Below are 16,679 nucleotides of genomic sequence, written 5' to 3'. Positions count from 1 at the left end.
TCAAAATTAAATAAAAAGAATCTCGCAAAGGCGCAGAGACGCAAAGAAATTAAAAACTTAGCGACTTGGCGTCTTTGCGAGATTATTAAACAGCTTTCGCTTTTATTAAATCTGACAAAACATTTTTAGAAGTAGAATCCGAATGAGCCTTTTACTGCAAATTTATTAGCATCCGGCATGTTTAAATAATTCCCTCTCCAAGAAAAATCGATTCGGAAAACTTTAAAAATATTTCCGATTCCGGCATTATATTCCCAATAAACATTTTCAGGAGCATTATAAGGTTGGCCAGATGCATTAATCGCTCTGTTGGCATCCGAAATAGTTCCGTGAACCGCTTTAATTCCAATAAATTCTCTCCAATTTAGTTTTCTCATAAATGGAACTCTTGCAAATAATCTTCCTTGAAAATTATGTTGCCATTGTAAAGTGGTATATTGATCAGTAACAAATTCGTAGAAATTTAAATTACTAAAAGTATTTTCAATAGTCCAGTATGTCTGGTTTCCAGGAACAACACTCATCAAGCCTAACGGAATTGTGCCAAACGTTTTTCCTGTTTCGACAATAATATCTGTTCTACCTAAAGGCCCAATAATAATTGGCTGTTTATAGTAGATCTGAATTTTTTCGTATGCAAAATCACTCTCAAAAACTCCTTTTAAACCATAACTGAAATTCACAAAGAAATGGCTAAAAGGGCTATCCACTAAATCTCGTTCAACTCCATAACCAATAGTTTTACGATTTGGCATATATTCAAACTGAATATTAGCTTCAGACTGCCTTACTTTACTTTGTATAACTCCGGCAGGATTTTCTGGGCTTGGCAAAGTCGAATAATAATCTAAACTAAATGTTGGTGAAGCCGATTCCAAAGTTCGATATGAAAAACCAGTTTGAACGATAAAATTCTTTTTGGCTTCAATTTCAAACGAAACATTACTCAAATTAATATTCGTCAATTTTCCGTTACTGCTCGTTGTAAACAAAGCAGAAGACGCAAAACTTCGTCCTAAAATATCATTTGTCGTAGTTAAACTTGCTCCAATTTGTTCAATATCGCGCCTGTTTCCTCCAGAAATAATGATTCGATTTTTCTTATCAACCATCCATTTTCCAGAAACTCCGTACTTGAATTTGTTATCATTAAAACCGTAGGCCGTATAAGCCTGAATACGCCATGGATCATTTGGTCCAAAATAAGTTCGTCCTCCAACTCTAAGCCTTAAACCTTCGACTTCATTATAACCAAAAGTGGAGAAAATTGGCCCGTAGTCAAAGTTTTTAAACTCTACATAACCGCTTCCTAATATCGAGACGAGACTGTACAATTGCTTAAATCGCTTGACTGTCTGCAAGGTATCGAGCATTTTATAAATTCCGGCTTCGTCTTTGTTTAATTTCTCAAAACGATTTTCATCCCAAAATTCAGGCGGACGATCATAAACAGCATTGTCTATAAAGTTGACTTCTTCTTTATAAAACTTCTCTGGCTTTTGAATATTGAATTTATGATTTCGGTATAAAGTCGTTCTTTTTCCATAAACTCCCTTTGATTTTTCTTTTTTATTCAGAGCAAAATCAGACATCATATAATCACGTGTCAAAAGGAAGACAGAATCATTTTCGACTTCAAATTCTTGTTCGATGTAAATATCTTTTACCCAGTTAATATTGGCACTTTTGGTAACGCCCATATTAATTTTCTTGATGGCAAAAGTGGTGTCATTAACCCAAAAATCGCCTTTGAATGTTAATTCGTTTTTACGTCTCGGATAAAAAACAATATTATAGCACCATTTTTTATCGACAAAAGCACTATCTTTTAGAACATAATTATAAACATCAATTCCGGTTTTTGAAAGCGGACTCGTAAAACTCTTATCAAAAAATTTAAGGTGATTGTCGTAAATATTATAATCTGAATAAAGATCTTTTACGAAAGATAAAATCTGCTGATTTCCATTAAAACCAGACATTTTATTTCCGGTCAGATTTTCTTTTACTTTCTTTAATTTGTTATCGCCGTAAACATCATAAACCGATTCGTTGATGAAAATAGGAAGATATGTTTTTCCCGTCACATCAGAAGTATCAACATGATCAAAAATAAACTCCATTCCTTTGAAAAGCTTGTTTTTCATCAAAGCACTGTCAATCGTGTTCATATCAAACTCGACTTTTTCGTACTTTTGCATCTGATATTGGTTGAATTGGTAAAGCCCGTTTTTACGCTTTCTTTCCCAAATTTTCCTCAAAATATCTAATGCAGGATTATTCTTTTTAGACGTTTTTCCAGTATAAATTACAACTTCGTTCAACACTTGTTCTTCGAACAAAACAATTTTAAAATTGTAATTGACTGCTTTTTCTAAAGGAACTTCCTTATCTGAAAATCCTGCAGAACTTACTAACAAAGCAGTATAAGTATTAGGCGATTCCAGATAAAAACGCCCGTCTTCGTTAGAAACGATTCCGGTATTAGAACCTTTGAAAACAATATTTGCAAAAGGCACTGGCTGATTTGATTTGTCCAAAACAATTCCACTCACTTTTGTTTGTGCAGTTCCAAGATTCACAAAAGCGAATACAAAAAATAGGCTGAGTAAAATTATTCTTTTTATCATTTGGCAAAAAAAAACTTCATCAATTAATATGACTGATGAAGTTTTATAAGTATTGTTGAATTTCTTATTTGTACATTACTTTCTTTACTGCTTTTACTACATCACCAGCATTTGGCAACCAGTCTTTAAGCAATACAGGAGAGTAAGGCGCAGGAGTATCAGCAGTTGTGATACGCTGAATTGGCGCATCAAGGAAATCGAATGCTTGTTCCTGAACAATATATGTGATTTCAGAAGAAAGGCTGGCAACAGGCCAAGCTTCTTCAAGAATTACTAAACGATTTGTTTTTTTAACCGATTTTAAGATCGCGTCTTTGTCCATTGGACGAACAGTTCTTAAATCGATAATCTCACAAGAGATTCCTTCTTTAGCTAATTCATCAGCAGCGATGAAAGCTTCTTTGATGATTTTTCCGAAAGATACGATAGTAACATCAGTTCCTTCACGTTTAACATCAGCAACACCTAATGGAATTGTGTATTCTCCGTCTGGCACTTCACCTTTATCGCCATACATTTGTTCAGATTCCATGAAAATTACTGGATCGTTATCACGGATAGCTGATTTCAAAAGTCCTTTTGCATCATAAGGAGTTGAAGGCACAACAACTTTAAGTCCTGGAGTGTTTGCAAACCAGTTTTCTAAAGCTTGTGAGTGAGTAGCTCCTAATTGACCTGCAGAAGCAGTTGGTCCGCGGAAAACGATTGGCACATTAAATTGTCCACCAGTCATTTGACGCATTTTAGCAGCGTTATTTATAATTTGATCAATACCAACTAAACAGAAGTTGAATGTCATATATTCTACAATAGGGCGGTTTCCATTCATTGCCGAACCTACTGCAATTCCTGAAAAACCAAGCTCAGCAATTGGAGTATCGATTACTCTTTTTTCACCAAACTCAGCAAGCATTCCTTTTGAAGCCTTGTAAGCTCCGTTGTATTCTGCAACCTCTTCTCCCATTAAATATATGGATTCATCGCGACGCATTTCTTCGCTCATCGCTTCGCAAATGGCCTCTCTAAATTGTATTGTTCTCATATTTATATTGTATGTTGAATTTTCTGAAGAGCAAAAATAAATATTTTAAATCACTTAAAAGCATAAATTGAATTTAAAATCGCACGAACTTTATCCTGTTCTTTTGCTTTTAACGTTTTAAAACTTTTTGAGATATTTACGAAATCGATATAATTGTTGTTATTCTCTCCCGAAAAACACTTTTCATACAAATCCAACTCTATTTGTGTAATTCTGATTTATTCAAATTCGACAATTTAAACGGAATTGGTCAAAATTTAGTATAATTCTGCCTCAATTTTAACAGTTAACATGATTCTGAGCATTACGAATTTGCTAAGAATCAGGCAAAATAAGTGAATTTTCAATTTTACATCTAGACAAAAGCACTTCCAAATTTCAAAATCTTCGAAAACGTAATAGTTTTTAAAAAATATTATGCATGCATAGTATATTATTCCGATTTTAATTTCTAAATTTGTCAAAGCATATTATTAAATTCAAAATATATACTTATGAAAATATTGGTTTGCATCAGCCACGTGCCTGATACTACTTCAAAAATTAACTTTACCAACGGTGATTCAGAATTTGATACCAATGGTGTACAATATGTAATCAATCCAAATGACGAATTTGGTTTAACACGTGCTATTTGGTTTCAAGAACAACAAGGAGCAACGGTAACTGTTGTTAATGTTGGAGGACCAGATACTGAACCAACTTTGCGTAAAGCATTGGCAATTGGCGCAAACGAAGCGATTCGTGTAAACGCTAACCCAACTGACGGATTTTTTGTTGCAAAACAATTAGCTGAAGTAATTAAAAACGGAGGTTACGATTTAGTAATTGCTGGAAAAGAGTCTTTAGATTATAATGGAGGAATGGTTCCAGGAATGATTGCAGGAATTTTAGGTTCTAACTTTTTAAATTCTTGTACAGCAATAACTGTTGATGGAAACAACGTAAAAGCAGTTCGTGAAATTGATGGTGGAAAAGAAACTGTTAGCACAACTTTACCATTAATCATTGGTGGTCAAAAAGGTCTTGTTGAAGAAAAAGATTTACGTATTCCAAATATGAGAGGAATTATGACTGCAAGAACTAAAGCCTTGACTATTCTTGAGCCAGTTGATGCAGCTGTCAATACAAAAGCGGTGAAATTCGAAAAACCAGCTCCAAAATCAGCAGTGAAATTAGTTTCTGCAGATAATTTAGATGAGTTAATCAATTTATTACACAACGAGGCTAAAGTGATTTAAGATTGTAGACTTTAGATTTTAGATTGCAGAACGCAATACTAAATCTAAATCAACATTTGATTCACTTCAAAATCTAAAATCAATAATCTTTTTAGATTTCATTTTCTACAATCTGAAATCTAAAATCTAAAATCTAAAATTATTATGTCAATATTAATATATGCAGAATCTGCAGAAGGAAAATTTAAAAAAGTTGCTTTCGAATTAGCTTCTTACGCTAAGAAAGTAGCAGAATCATTAGGAACAACTGTTACGGCTTTGACTGTAAACATCAGCGACGTAAGCGAATTAGGCAAATACGGAGTTGATAAGGTTTTAAAAGTAAACAACGATAAATTAGCTGGTTTTACAGCTAAGGCTTACGCCGATGTTATCAAACAGGCTGCTGAAAAAGAAGGAACAAAAGTAGTTTTGCTTTCTTCAACAACAGACAGTATTTATCTTTCATCATTAGTTGCAGTAGCTTTAAATGCTGGTTTTGCTTCAAATGTTGTAGGATTGCCAGTTAGCACTTCACCTTTTCAAGTAAAAAGAAATGCTTTCTCTAACAAAGCTTTCAACATCACACAAATCGATACTGATGTAAAAGTTCTTGGCCTAGCTAAAAACTCTTATGGGATTTTCGAAAGCGCAGGAGCTGCAGCTGCTGAAGATTTCAACCCAACAATTGGAGACAATGATTTTGGTGTAAAAGTAGAATCTGTTGAAAAAGTAACAGGAAAAGTTTCTATTGCTGATGCTGATATCGTAGTTTCTGGCGGACGTGGATTGAAAGGCCCAGAAAACTGGGGATTAGTTGAAAATTTAGCTGAAGTTTTAGGTGCTGCAACAGCATGTTCTAAACCAGTTTCAGATTTAGGATGGAGACCTCACAGCGAGCACGTTGGTCAAACAGGAAAACCAGTAGCAACAAACTTATATATTGCAATCGGAATTTCTGGAGCAATTCAGCATATTGCCGGAATCAACTCATCTAAAGTAAAAGTGGTAATCAACAATGACCCAGAAGCTCCTTTCTTTAAAGTAGCTGATTACGGAATTGTGGGTGATGCTTTTGAAATCGTTCCTCAATTAACAGAGAAACTTAAAGCTTTTAAGGCTCAGCATTCTTAATCTAAGAATTCTTAAATAATATAGCTGCCTAAAAACAAGATAATCGTATCTTTGTTTTAAGGCAGCTTTTTTGTTCGATATTTTTTGATTAAAATTGCACCTTTATTCTCTAATCAAAAAAAGTATTAAAATGTGGCGCTAAGTGCCCTTTTTTCAATCATATATGAGTCTAGTAAAATTATCCATAAAAGGAATTTCATACAGCCAAACTCAAAATGGAGCGTATGCCTTAATTTTGAATGAAGTTGACGGCGAAAGAAAATTACCTATCGTAATTGGCGCTTTTGAAGCCCAATCGATTGCTATTGCCTTAGAAAAAGAGATCAAACCTCCTCGCCCACTAACACATGATTTATTCAAAAACTTTGCAGAGCGATTTGACATTGTTGTGAAACAAGTAATCATACACAAATTGGTTGATGGTGTTTTTTATTCTAGTTTGATCTGCGAAAGAGATAAAATCGAAGAAATTATTGACGCCAGAACTTCTGATGCAATTGCATTAGCATTACGTTTCAACGCACCAATTTTTACCTATAAGAACATCTTAGACAAAGCCGGAATTTATTTGAAATCCAATTCTGGAGACGGTGACCAAGGTTCTCAAGAAATCGACGATGTACTTTCTAATCCAGAAACTTTTGGACGCGAAGAAGAAAGCAATCAATCTGGCGATGTTTATGCAAAACATTCATTGCAAGAATTAAATGAACTTTTGGATCAGGCAGTTTCGCAAGAAGATTATGAAAAAGCTGCAAAAATCAGAGACGAAATCTCAAAAAGATAAATTTTAATGTTTAATCGTTAAACCGTTTATTCGTTGAATCGATTAAACAAATTTACAATTAAACAAATCCACGATTAAACGATTAAACCAAAGATGAAGCAATACTTAGATTTAGTAAAACACGTTTTAGAAAACGGCAATCAAAAAGGAGACAGAACCGGAACTGGAACCAAAAGCGTTTTTGGCTATCAAATGCGTTTTGATTTAAGCGAAGGCTTCCCAATGGTTACAACCAAAAAACTCCATTTAAAATCAATTATTTACGAATTGCTTTGGTTTTTAAAAGGAGATACAAACATTAAATATCTTCAGGAAAACGGAGTAAAAATTTGGGATGAATGGGCTGATTCTAATGGCGATCTAGGACCAGTTTATGGACACCAATGGCGTAATTGGAACAGTGAAGAAATCGATCAGATTTCTGAATTAATCACAGAATTAAAAACAAATCCAAACAGTCGCAGAATGCTGGTTTCAGCATGGAATCCATCGGTTTTACCAGACACTAAAAAATCTTTCGAGGAAAACGTCGCAAACAACAAAGCCGCTTTGCCACCTTGCCACGCCTTTTTTCAATTTTACGTGTCGAGTCCCGATATTGAAAAAGGCGAAACAAAAGGCAAACTTTCTTGTCAACTTTATCAACGAAGTGCCGATATCTTTTTAGGAGTTCCTTTTAATATTGCTTCTTATGCATTATTAACCATGATGATTGCTCAAGTTTGCGATCTTGAAGCTGGCGAATTTATTCACACTTTTGGAGACGCACACATTTACAACAATCACTTTGAGCAATTGGAACTGCAACTTTCGAGAGAACCAAAACCATTGCCAAAAATGATATTAAATCCCACAATTAAAAACATTTTTGATTTTGATTACGACGATTTCACACTTGTAGATTATGAACCACATCCTGGAATAAAAGGAAGTGTTGCTGTATAAAACATAAAAAAATCCGCTTAATTATAAGCGGATTTTTTTATACTGTCAGGACACTATTTTCGCTTCCAGCAAAATCATTCCATTTATAAGAATCTGCCTCAGGCTCGTTAACATAAACTCCATCAATTAAATACTTAAACTCGTAAATGGCATCTTTTACTAAGTCGTAAGTCGCTTTAAAAGTTCCGTTTTTTAACTTGCTCAAAGTTCCTTCTTCCGGATTCCAATTATTAAAATCTCCAACTACAGCTGCCGAATTTGCATCTTTTGCTTCTATAGAAAAGGTAACCTTACACACTGGTTTTGTTTTGATAAATTGTTTCTTTAAAGACATAACTAATTAGTTTTTAGATTGATACCTCTAAGTTAAACAAATTCCCGCGAACTTTCAATAACGCTATATCCGATTTGCGACAATAATAAAAATGCATTATTTTTTTAATCATATCCATAAATTAATCAATGATAATTTTCTGATTTCAAATTCTTAACTCCTTCAAGGGCAAATATTATAGAACCAAAATTCCTTGTTTTGAAAATAAATTTTAACTTTATAACCTCATTTCATTTAATATCTCATGGAAAAAGAAGTACACGAACAGTATGAATATGCCAGAAGAAGACTCAGACAAAAGAAAATCCTATATTTCCATTTTGTACTTTTTCTAATCGGGAGCTTATTTTTATTTGTTGCCAATAGATTTTTTGGTTTTGGAGCTGGAACAAATCAAAATTGGTGCATCTGGGGAATTACGATCTGGCTCTTTTTGTTTATTTTACACTTTATAAAGGTCTATATTACAGACCGATTCATGAATAAAAAATGGGAAAGAGAACAAATTGACCGACTTGTTGCACTGCAGCAAAAAAGAATCAGCCAATTAGAATCCAAAATAAATGCGGATACTGAGAAATAAAATTTTAGTTTAGAATGCCATGATTATAATGATAGCGGCTGTAGCCGAAAATAATGCTCTAGGAAAAAATAATGATTTAGTATGGCATTTGCCAAATGATTTTAAAAGATTCAAATCTCTAACGACAAATCATTATATCATTATGGGAAGAAAGACTTTTGAAAGCTTTCCAAAACCTTTACCAAATAGAACTCATGTTATCATAACACGTCAAACCGATTATCAGCCTGAAGGTTGCATTGTGGTTGACAGTATTGAAAAAGCAATTGCAGTTTGTCCTGAAAATGAAGATTCATACATCATTGGCGGAGGTGAAATTTACAATCTTGCAATGCCTTATGCTGATATAATTGAAATAACCAAAGTACATCACACTTTTGATGCAGATACTTTTTTTCCAAAAATCAATGAAAACGATTGGATGCTGGTAGAATCAGAAGAAAATTTTAAAGATGACAAACATCTTTATGACTATACTTACGAAACCTATATCCGTAAATAAAAAAACATCCTCTTTTGAAGGATGTTTTTTAAACGATTGATTTAAGATTTTGACTCTTTCGAGAAATAGTTTTGGTAAAAAAAAATCACAAATGTGTAAACACTTGAAATAACTGAATAACATAAATGTTAATTTGAGAACAAGTCTCAAAAACGCCTTTAATAACAAATACCACTAAGATATTAAAGGCAAGAAAATTAAAATTTCCAAAAACAAATTTAATCCTAAGAACGTACTTTGCACTTTATTAACTTTTAAAATGATGCTGCTTTTAGGAACAGCATTTCAAAACTACTTACAAGAACAACTGAATTACCAGTGCAAAAGAAGCAACCATTTGATTTAAGTCCTATTTTTCAATCAATCATTAAATTTTGATTATTTTATCTTTGACAAATTTGTGCATAAATCCAGCGCCACACAATACCCACTTTTGGTGATTTTTTAAAAATACCCACTTTTGGTGATATGTTTAAACCATCGAAAACAGCGAGTTTGCAATAACAAAAATGTCGCTTTTAAAACATTTGATTTACAAATTGAAAAAGCCAATTACAGTTAAGTCAGATTGTATTATATTTGCCTAAATAAAAAAAATGTCTGAAAAAATAACACCATATAAAGACTCTTCTTTAGGAAAGAAAGAACAAGTAGCCCAAATGTTTGACAACATATCTGGGAACTATGATAATTTGAACCGTGTCATCTCGTTTGGGATTGATGTGAAATGGCGTAAAAAAGTATTAAAATTAGTTGCTGACACAAAGCCAAAAATCATTCTTGACATTGCTACCGGAACAGGTGATCTTGCAATTTTAATGGCACAAACCAAAGCCGAGAAAATAATCGGTTTGGATATTTCGGCGGGAATGCTTGAAGTTGGCAAAAAGAAAGTAGCCGAAAAAAATCTTTCAAATACTATTGATTTGGTTTTGGGAGATTCTGAAAACATTCCTTTTGAAGACAATTATTTTGATGCTATAACTGTTGGTTTCGGTGTTCGAAACTTTGAAAATTTAGAAAAAGGATTTGCCGAAATTTTAAGAGTCCTAAAACCAAATGGTATATTTGTAATTCTTGAAACTTCTGTTCCAGATAAAACGCCTTATAAACAAGGATACAAATTTTATAGCAAAAACATACTCCCAATAATTGGGAAATTATTTTCTAAAGATAATTCTGCTTATGGTTATTTATCAGAATCTGCTGCTGTTTTTCCTTACGGAGAAGCATTAAACAATATTTTGAGAAAAATTGGGTTTATAGATGTTGTGGCTATGCCTCAAACCTTTGGAGTTGCAACCATTTATTCTGCTTCTAAAAAATAGTATGAAAAAAACAGTAATCTTAATTTTATTAGTCTTATCGACAAAAGGATATTCGCAATTTGCTAAAAGCATGTTTAGCAAAGATCCAATCATTAACCTTGAAAATTGGCAAAAACAGCGCCTTTACTTTGGTTACTATTTAGGATTCAATAGTTTTGACTTTAAATTTGACTATAAAAATGTTGTGAACCAAGATATTCAGGTAAAAAAAACTACCGGATTCAATGTTGGTGTTGTTGCCGATTTAAGATTACAGGAATATATAAACCTGCGTTTTGAACCAGGTTTATACTATACAAAACGTGATTTATATTATCCAAATTTCCCTTCTCAAAATGACTATTTGAGAGAAGTGAACAGTACTTATATCCATTTTCCTTTATTGCTGAAATTCTCTTCTTTGCGTACAGGAAATATCCGCCCTTACCTAGTTGGCGGAATGTCGACAACGCTGAATTTATCGAGCAATTCAAAATCTCAAGATGATAATTCGCAGCAAAAATTCAGAGTAAAACCTTGGACGGCGGCTTATGAAATGGGTGTTGGAATTGATTTCTTTACAGAATATTTCATTTTTTCACCTTCAATCAGAGGAATGTTTGGCATCACTGACGAATTAGTTAGAGATAATGACCCATACAGCCCTTGGACAGGAAATATAGATTCTATGAAATCTAGAGCAATTTTAATAAATTTTACTTTTCACTAAAACAAATAGCTAACTATTTCGTTTAAACTCACTGAGAATAATTGCTGTTGCAGTAGCTACATTTAAACTTTCGGTTTTTTGCAGCTCTCCAAATCGTGGAATTGTGAGTCGGCTGGTGACCATTTTTTCAATTTCTGCCGAAATACCATTGGCTTCATTACCCATAATAATGATTCCATTTTCCGGCAAATTTGATTTATAAATGTTTTCGCCATCCATAAAAGTTCCAAAAACTGGCAGTTTTGTTTGAGCGATAAAGCTTTTCAAATCAACATAACTTACATTTACTCTGGTTATAGATCCCATTGTAGCCTGAACCACTTTTGGGTTATAAATATCTACAGTTTCTTTAGAGCAAATGATTTGTTTGATGCCAAACCAGTCGCAAAGACGCATAATCGTTCCTAAATTTCCAGGATCACGAATGTCGTCTAAAGCCAAAATCAATCCTGATTCGATTATTTTATTTTCGGCAGGGATTTTGAATACAGCCAAACAAGTATTTGGAGTTGATAAAGCACTTATTTTCTTTAACTCCTGTTCATTAATAAGAGTGCGTTTTGAAGATTGAACCGCTTCAAAATCATTTTGCGTGGTGTATAAATGCTCTAATTCAAAGTTGGATTGCAACAATTCTTGAATTACTTTTACTCCTTCGGCAAAAAATAATTGATTTGCAAAACGCTGTTTTTTTTGATGTAAGCCTGAGATAAGTTTTATTTGGTTTTTACTAACCATAAAATAATGTACTTTTGAATTAAATATTTATAAACACTTGAAAAATAATTCCACAAAAATAACAGCATTTATTCTAATAGCAACACTTATTTGTGCTTGTAATGCCGTAAAAAGAGTTCCAGATGGAAAAAACCTTCTTGTAAAAAATAATATTCTTGTAAACGGAAAATCATCAAATGATGAAATTGCCACGAATCAAATGTACCAAAAACCAAACGGAAAACTGTTAGGTTTTAAGCTGCGTTTGAATTTATACAATTTGGCCAACTTAAATCCTGACTCTACTTATCAAGCAAAATTCGACAATCATCCTGGCAGATATGAGCGTTGGTCAAAATTATTATCGGCCAAACAAGTCGATCGTCTTGGCCAATCTTTTGTAAACAAAGGCCTAAATGATTTCTTAAAAAATACTGGCGAAGCTCCTGTAATTATTGATACGGCCAAAACAAGAAAATCGTTGCTTCGTTTAAAATATTACTATTTAAATAATGGTTTTTTCAAGGTACAAACAGATTATACTATTGACACTGTTGGAATCAAAAGAGCTAAAATAAATTACAACATCACAACGGGGCCGGCCTATACATTAGACTCTATCAGAACTACCATTTTGACTCCTGCATTAGATTCTCTTTATCATGCAAGCAGAGAGCCTTCGCTTTTAAAATCTGGAAACCAATACAAAACCACTGATTTTGAAGAAGAAAAGAACCGTATTACCACGTATTTCAGAAACAATGGCGCTTATTATTTTCAACCAACTTACGTGACATTTGACATTGATACCATTGGCAAAAAAAATAAAGCTGACGTAAATTTAATCATCAACAACAACAGCATCCAAGAAAAAGATTCAAGCAGAACAGAACCTTTTAAATTATACAAAATCAGTTCTGTGAATATCTACACGGATTATTCGCCTGCTAATGCGAAATCAAAAATCAATGACAGCATTTCATACAACAACTTTAATTTGTATGGTTACAAAAAAATCAAATACAAACCGCGAGCTATTACTGACGCCGTTTTTATTACAAAAGGAAGTATTTTCTCTGACACGAGAACAACGCTTTCTTCTCGATATTTGAACAATTTAAAAATTTTCAATTATCCTTCCATACAATATGAAGTCGACAAAAGAGACTCGACCGCACAGTCTTTAATTGCCAACGTTTATTTGACACCAAGAAAAAAATACAGTTTTGGAGCAACGCTTGATGTGACACACTCTAATATTCAAGATTTTGGTATTGGAGCAAGTATTTCTGAAACGATTCGAAACGTATTTAACCGTGCCGAAACACTAGAAATTTCAGCAAGAATGAATATTGGCTCATCAAAAGATATGGCGAATCCAAACAATAATTTTTTCAATGTTTCAGAATATGGACTTGATATGAAATTAAATTTTCCAAGGATTTTGCTACCTTTTGGAACCGAAAAAATTATTCCTAAAAGAATGATTCCTTCTACATCTATATCAAGCGGTTTTTCGAAACAGAGAAACATTGGTTTGGACAAAGAAAACTTTACAGGAGGAATTGCCTACAATTGGTCTCCAAAACGCCATAACACAGCAAAATTAGAATTGCTGAATGCACAATATGTTCGAAACTTAAACCCGAACAATTATTTTAATGTTTATACCTCTTCATATGACGAATTAAACGGCATAGGTAAAGATTATAATATAAACGATGCAAACTGGGGAACCACACCAGAAGAACAAGCTAGAAAAAACCTAACTATACCTCAAGGAACCACAGGATTCACTGATGATGTATTGAACAACAGAACTGCATTACAACCTGGAGATCCTCAATATAGAGATGTAGAAAGTATTGAAGAACGAAGAGTTCGTTTGACCGAAAACGACTTTATTTTAGCCACAAGTTATACCTTCACTAAAACAACTAAAAAAGATCTAGCAGACAATACTTTTTATCAGTTTAAAACAAAAGTAGAATCGGCAGGGACTTTATTGTCGGCCATTTCAAACATTGCGAGTCTGCCAAAAAACACTAATGGCAATTATGAAATATTTAATCTAGAATATTCTGAATACATCAAAACCGAATTTGATTATATCAAACACTGGGATTTTGGAAAAGAAAATGTAGTTGCAGTAAGAAGTTTCTTTGGAATTGCAATTCCTTTTGGCAACTCCGACTACATTCCGTTTTCACGAAGCTATTATTCAGGAGGTTCAAATGACAACCGCGCATGGCAACCTTACTCATTAGGTCCGGGAAGCACAGATGCGAAGGATGATTTTAACGAAGCGAATATGAAGATTGCATTGAGTGCCGAATATCGTTTTAAAATTCTAGGAGATGTTAAAGGAGCCATTTTTGCAGATGCCGGAAATATCTGGAATGTGCTCGATAATGTTATTGATGAAAAGGCAAGATTCAACAACGTAAACGATTTAGCTGAAATTGCTTTAGGTACAGGATTTGGTTTACGATACGATTTAAGCTTTTTTGTTGTTCGTTTAGATTTAGGCTTCAAGACTTATAATCCGGCGCACGAGAAGGGAGACAGATGGTTTAAGGAATACAATTTTGGACACTCTGTTTTAAATTTTGGAATAAATTATCCTTTCTAATGCTAATTAATTCTTATTTTTGCAACCTAAAAACTAAAAACAACTATAAAAAAAATTACAATGGCACACAATATCAAACCAGGAGTTGCTACAGGAGACCAAGTTCAGGAGATTTTTAACTATGCAAAAGAAAAAGGATTTGCACTTCCTGCAGTAAACGTTACTGGATCAAGCACAATCAACGGTGTACTTGAAACTGCAGCAAAACTAAACGCACCAGTTATTATTCAATTTTCTAACGGAGGAGCTCAATTCAACGCTGGAAAAGGATTATCTAACGCAGGTGAAAAAGCGGCAATCGCTGGAGGAATCGCTGGAGCAAAACATATTCACACTTTAGCTGAAGCTTACGGTGCAACTGTAATTTTACACACTGACCACTGCGCAAAAAAATTATTGCCTTGGATTGATGGTTTATTAGATGCTTCTGAAAAACATTTCGCAGAAACAGGAAAACCATTATTCAGTTCTCACATGATCGATTTGTCTGAGGAGCCAATCGAAGAAAACATCGAGATCTGTAAAGAATATTTAGCTAGAATGAGCAAAATGGGTATGACATTAGAAATCGAGCTTGGTATTACAGGTGGTGAGGAAGATGGTGTTGACAACTCTGATGTTGATAGCTCAAAATTATACACGCAGCCAGAAGAAGTAGCTTATGCTTACGAAGAATTATCTAAAGTAAGTCCTAAATTTACTATCGCTGCTGCTTTTGGAAACGTTCACGGTGTTTACAAACCAGGAAACGTAAAATTAACTCCAAAAATCTTAAAAAATTCTCAAGATTTCGTACAAAACAAATTCAACACAGGGCATAATCCAGTTGATTTCGTTTTCCACGGTGGTTCAGGTTCTACACTTGAAGAAATCAGAGAAGGAATTAGCTACGGAGTTATCAAAATGAACATCGATACAGATTTACAATTTGCATACACTGAAGGAATTCGTGATTATATGGTTAAAAACCTTGACTATTTAAAATCTCAAATTGGTAACCCAGAAGGTGCTGATGCTCCTAACAAAAAATATTACGATCCAAGAAGATGGGTTCGTGAAAGCGAAGTAACATTCAACGCAAGACTTGAACAAGCTTTTGCTGATTTAAATAACGTAAACACGCTTTAAAATTTAGATTTCTGACTTTAGATTTCAGACTTCTAAAAAAGCCTGAAATCTAATTTTTGAAATAGGATTGAAATCTAAACTTTAAAATCTACATTCTAAAATTAAAAAAATGGCTTGGTTTAAAAGACAAGAAAAAGGGATTACGACCGCTACAGAAGACAAGATGGACGTTCCGAAAGGATTGTGGTACAAATCTCCTACTGGAAAAATTATTGATGCTGACGAATTAGCGAGAAATTTATTCGTTAGCCCTGAAGATGATTTTCACGTTCGAATTGGAAGCGCAACCTATTTTGAAATTTTATTCGACAACAACGAATTTGTTGAGTTAGATAAAAACATGACATCAAAAGATCCCCTGCATTTTGTGGATACAAAAAAATATGCAGAAAGATTGAAAGATGTAATGGAAAAAACGCATCTTAAAGACGCTGTACGTACGGGAGTAGGAAAATCTAAAGGAAGAGAACTTGTAATTTGCTGTATGGATTTCGCTTTTATCGGTGGATCTATGGGGGCAGTTGTAGGTGAAAAAATCGCAAGAGGTATTGATCACGCTATTAAAAACAAATTGCCTTTTGTAATGATTTCTAAATCTGGTGGAGCTCGTATGATGGAAGCTGCTTATTCGTTAATGCAATTAGCAAAAACTTCTGTAAAGCTAGCTCAATTAGCTGAAGCTAAATTACCTTATATCTCTCTTTGTACAGATCCAACAACTGGAGGAACAACTGCATCTTATGCTATGTTAGGAGACATCAACATCTCTGAGCCAGGCGCTTTGATTGGTTTTGCTGGTCCACGTGTTGTACGTGACACTACAGGAAAAGATTTGCCAGAAGGTTTCCAAACTGCTGAGTTCTTATTAGAACACGGTTTCTTAGACTTTATCACGCCTAGAAAAGAATTGAAAGATAAGATCAACTTATACATCGATTTGATTCAAAACAATGATATTCGATAGTTTTAAAACTAGTCAAAATAGAAA

15 protein-coding genes are annotated in these 16,679 nt (G+C 33.7%); 11 read left to right on the top strand and 4 right to left on the bottom strand.

What is annotated here, in order from left to right:
- Positions 1 to 125: 125 nt before the first annotated feature.
- Complete coding sequence (locus SCB73_RS09215) at positions 126 to 2,630, bottom strand: DUF5686 and carboxypeptidase-like regulatory domain-containing protein (protein WP_413927824.1); 2,505 nt, start codon at positions 2,628 to 2,630, stop codon at positions 126 to 128.
- A gap of 64 nt (positions 2,631 to 2,694) precedes the next feature.
- Positions 2,695 to 3,672 (bottom strand): pyruvate dehydrogenase complex E1 component subunit beta, encoded by a 978-nt coding sequence (locus SCB73_RS09210; RefSeq protein ID WP_132990709.1) that lies wholly within the window; start codon positions 3,670 to 3,672, stop codon positions 2,695 to 2,697.
- A 494-nt stretch (positions 3,673 to 4,166) separates the two neighbouring features.
- Here SCB73_RS09210 and SCB73_RS09205 point away from each other — a divergent pair, with 494 nt between their 5' ends.
- From SCB73_RS09205 to SCB73_RS09190, 4 genes are all read left to right on the top strand, one after another.
- The gene (locus SCB73_RS09205; RefSeq protein WP_320569745.1) at positions 4,167 to 4,913 is read left to right on the top strand and encodes an electron transfer flavoprotein subunit beta/FixA family protein; all 747 of its coding nucleotides are present in this window, start codon (positions 4,167 to 4,169) and stop codon (positions 4,911 to 4,913) included.
- Positions 4,914 to 5,057: 144 nt separating this feature from the next.
- On the top strand, positions 5,058 to 6,026 hold the full coding sequence (locus SCB73_RS09200) for an electron transfer flavoprotein subunit alpha/FixB family protein (RefSeq protein WP_026728511.1): 969 nt from the start codon (positions 5,058 to 5,060) through the stop codon (positions 6,024 to 6,026).
- Positions 6,027 to 6,189: 163 nt separating this feature from the next.
- On the top strand, positions 6,190 to 6,813 hold the full coding sequence (locus SCB73_RS09195) for a bifunctional nuclease family protein (protein WP_320569744.1): 624 nt from the start codon (positions 6,190 to 6,192) through the stop codon (positions 6,811 to 6,813).
- Positions 6,814 to 6,906: 93 nt separating this feature from the next.
- Positions 6,907 to 7,758 (top strand): thymidylate synthase, encoded by an 852-nt coding sequence (locus tag SCB73_RS09190; protein WP_320569743.1) that lies wholly within the window; start codon positions 6,907 to 6,909, stop codon positions 7,756 to 7,758.
- A gap of 37 nt (positions 7,759 to 7,795) precedes the next feature.
- Here the strand turns inward: SCB73_RS09190 and SCB73_RS09185 are convergent, their stop codons facing one another.
- A complete protein-coding gene (locus SCB73_RS09185; RefSeq protein ID WP_320569742.1) occupies positions 7,796 to 8,092 on the bottom strand; it encodes an isoamylase early set domain-containing protein in 297 nt (98 codons plus the stop codon).
- A gap of 244 nt (positions 8,093 to 8,336) precedes the next feature.
- Here SCB73_RS09185 and SCB73_RS09180 point away from each other — a divergent pair, with 244 nt between their 5' ends.
- The 4 genes from SCB73_RS09180 to porT all read left to right on the top strand — a co-directional run bounded on the left by SCB73_RS09180 (position 8,337) and on the right by porT (position 11,214).
- Positions 8,337 to 8,675 carry a 2TM domain-containing protein gene (locus SCB73_RS09180; protein ID WP_132990703.1) on the top strand — a complete coding sequence of 113 codons (339 nt, stop codon included), beginning with the start codon at positions 8,337 to 8,339 and terminating at the stop codon, positions 8,673 to 8,675.
- A 19-nt stretch (positions 8,676 to 8,694) separates the two neighbouring features.
- Positions 8,695 to 9,177 carry a dihydrofolate reductase gene (locus tag SCB73_RS09175; protein WP_320569741.1) on the top strand — a complete coding sequence of 161 codons (483 nt, stop codon included), beginning with the start codon at positions 8,695 to 8,697 and terminating at the stop codon, positions 9,175 to 9,177.
- A gap of 596 nt (positions 9,178 to 9,773) precedes the next feature.
- A complete protein-coding gene (ubiE, locus tag SCB73_RS09170; protein ID WP_320569740.1) occupies positions 9,774 to 10,505 on the top strand; it encodes a bifunctional demethylmenaquinone methyltransferase/2-methoxy-6-polyprenyl-1,4-benzoquinol methylase UbiE in 732 nt (243 codons plus the stop codon).
- A gap of 1 nt (position 10,506) precedes the next feature.
- Complete coding sequence (gene porT, locus SCB73_RS09165; protein WP_320569739.1) at positions 10,507 to 11,214, top strand: type IX secretion/gliding motility protein PorT/SprT; 708 nt, start codon at positions 10,507 to 10,509, stop codon at positions 11,212 to 11,214.
- Positions 11,215 to 11,223: 9 nt separating this feature from the next.
- On the opposite strand, the gene SCB73_RS09160 is transcribed toward porT, so the two are convergent.
- Positions 11,224 to 11,952, bottom strand: coding sequence for a TrmH family RNA methyltransferase (locus tag SCB73_RS09160; protein WP_320569738.1), 729 nt, complete (start codon positions 11,950 to 11,952; stop codon positions 11,224 to 11,226).
- A 37-nt stretch (positions 11,953 to 11,989) separates the two neighbouring features.
- Here SCB73_RS09160 and tamL point away from each other — a divergent pair, with 37 nt between their 5' ends.
- The 3 genes from tamL (at position 11,990) to accD (ending at position 16,655) form a co-directional block, all read left to right on the top strand.
- The gene (gene tamL, locus SCB73_RS09155; RefSeq protein WP_320569737.1) at positions 11,990 to 14,563 is read left to right on the top strand and encodes a translocation and assembly module lipoprotein TamL; all 2,574 of its coding nucleotides are present in this window, start codon (positions 11,990 to 11,992) and stop codon (positions 14,561 to 14,563) included.
- 60 nt (positions 14,564 to 14,623) lie between these two features.
- Entirely contained in the window at positions 14,624 to 15,691 is a 1,068-nt protein-coding gene (gene fbaA, locus SCB73_RS09150) for a class II fructose-bisphosphate aldolase (protein ID WP_035645669.1), read from the top strand.
- Between the two features lie 109 nt (positions 15,692 to 15,800).
- Positions 15,801 to 16,655, top strand: a complete 855-nt coding sequence (gene accD, locus SCB73_RS09145; RefSeq protein ID WP_026728501.1) for an acetyl-CoA carboxylase, carboxyltransferase subunit beta — start codon at positions 15,801 to 15,803, stop codon at positions 16,653 to 16,655.
- Positions 16,656 to 16,679 lie beyond the last annotated feature (24 nt).

This window comes from Flavobacterium sp. KACC 22761 (genome assembly GCF_034058155.1).
Classification (GTDB): Bacteria; Bacteroidota; Bacteroidia; order Flavobacteriales; family Flavobacteriaceae; genus Flavobacterium.
This window is presented reverse-complemented; position numbering and strand designations above follow the sequence as displayed.

Bases quoted from the DNA above. Each gene is read 5' to 3' on its own strand.
- SCB73_RS09215 (WP_413927824.1), bottom strand. From the start codon at position 2,630: ATGATAAAAAGAATAATTTTACTCAGCCTATTTTTTGTATTCGCTTTT.
- SCB73_RS09210 (WP_132990709.1), bottom strand. From the start codon at position 3,672: ATGAGAACAATACAATTTAGAGAGGCCATTTGCGAAGCGATGAGCGAA.
- fbaA (WP_035645669.1), top strand. From the start codon at position 14,624: ATGGCACACAATATCAAACCAGGAGTTGCTACAGGAGACCAAGTTCAG.
- SCB73_RS09195 (WP_320569744.1), top strand. From the start codon at position 6,190: ATGAGTCTAGTAAAATTATCCATAAAAGGAATTTCATACAGCCAAACT.
- SCB73_RS09175 (WP_320569741.1), top strand. From the start codon at position 8,695: ATGATTATAATGATAGCGGCTGTAGCCGAAAATAATGCTCTAGGAAAA.
- accD (WP_026728501.1), top strand. From the start codon at position 15,801: ATGGCTTGGTTTAAAAGACAAGAAAAAGGGATTACGACCGCTACAGAA.
- ubiE (WP_320569740.1), top strand. From the start codon at position 9,774: ATGTCTGAAAAAATAACACCATATAAAGACTCTTCTTTAGGAAAGAAA.
- SCB73_RS09160 (WP_320569738.1), bottom strand. From the start codon at position 11,952: ATGGTTAGTAAAAACCAAATAAAACTTATCTCAGGCTTACATCAAAAA.
- SCB73_RS09200 (WP_026728511.1), top strand. From the start codon at position 5,058: ATGTCAATATTAATATATGCAGAATCTGCAGAAGGAAAATTTAAAAAA.
- porT (WP_320569739.1), top strand. From the start codon at position 10,507: ATGAAAAAAACAGTAATCTTAATTTTATTAGTCTTATCGACAAAAGGA.
- SCB73_RS09205 (WP_320569745.1), top strand. From the start codon at position 4,167: ATGAAAATATTGGTTTGCATCAGCCACGTGCCTGATACTACTTCAAAA.
- SCB73_RS09185 (WP_320569742.1), bottom strand. From the start codon at position 8,092: ATGTCTTTAAAGAAACAATTTATCAAAACAAAACCAGTGTGTAAGGTT.
- SCB73_RS09190 (WP_320569743.1), top strand. From the start codon at position 6,907: ATGAAGCAATACTTAGATTTAGTAAAACACGTTTTAGAAAACGGCAAT.
- SCB73_RS09180 (WP_132990703.1), top strand. From the start codon at position 8,337: ATGGAAAAAGAAGTACACGAACAGTATGAATATGCCAGAAGAAGACTC.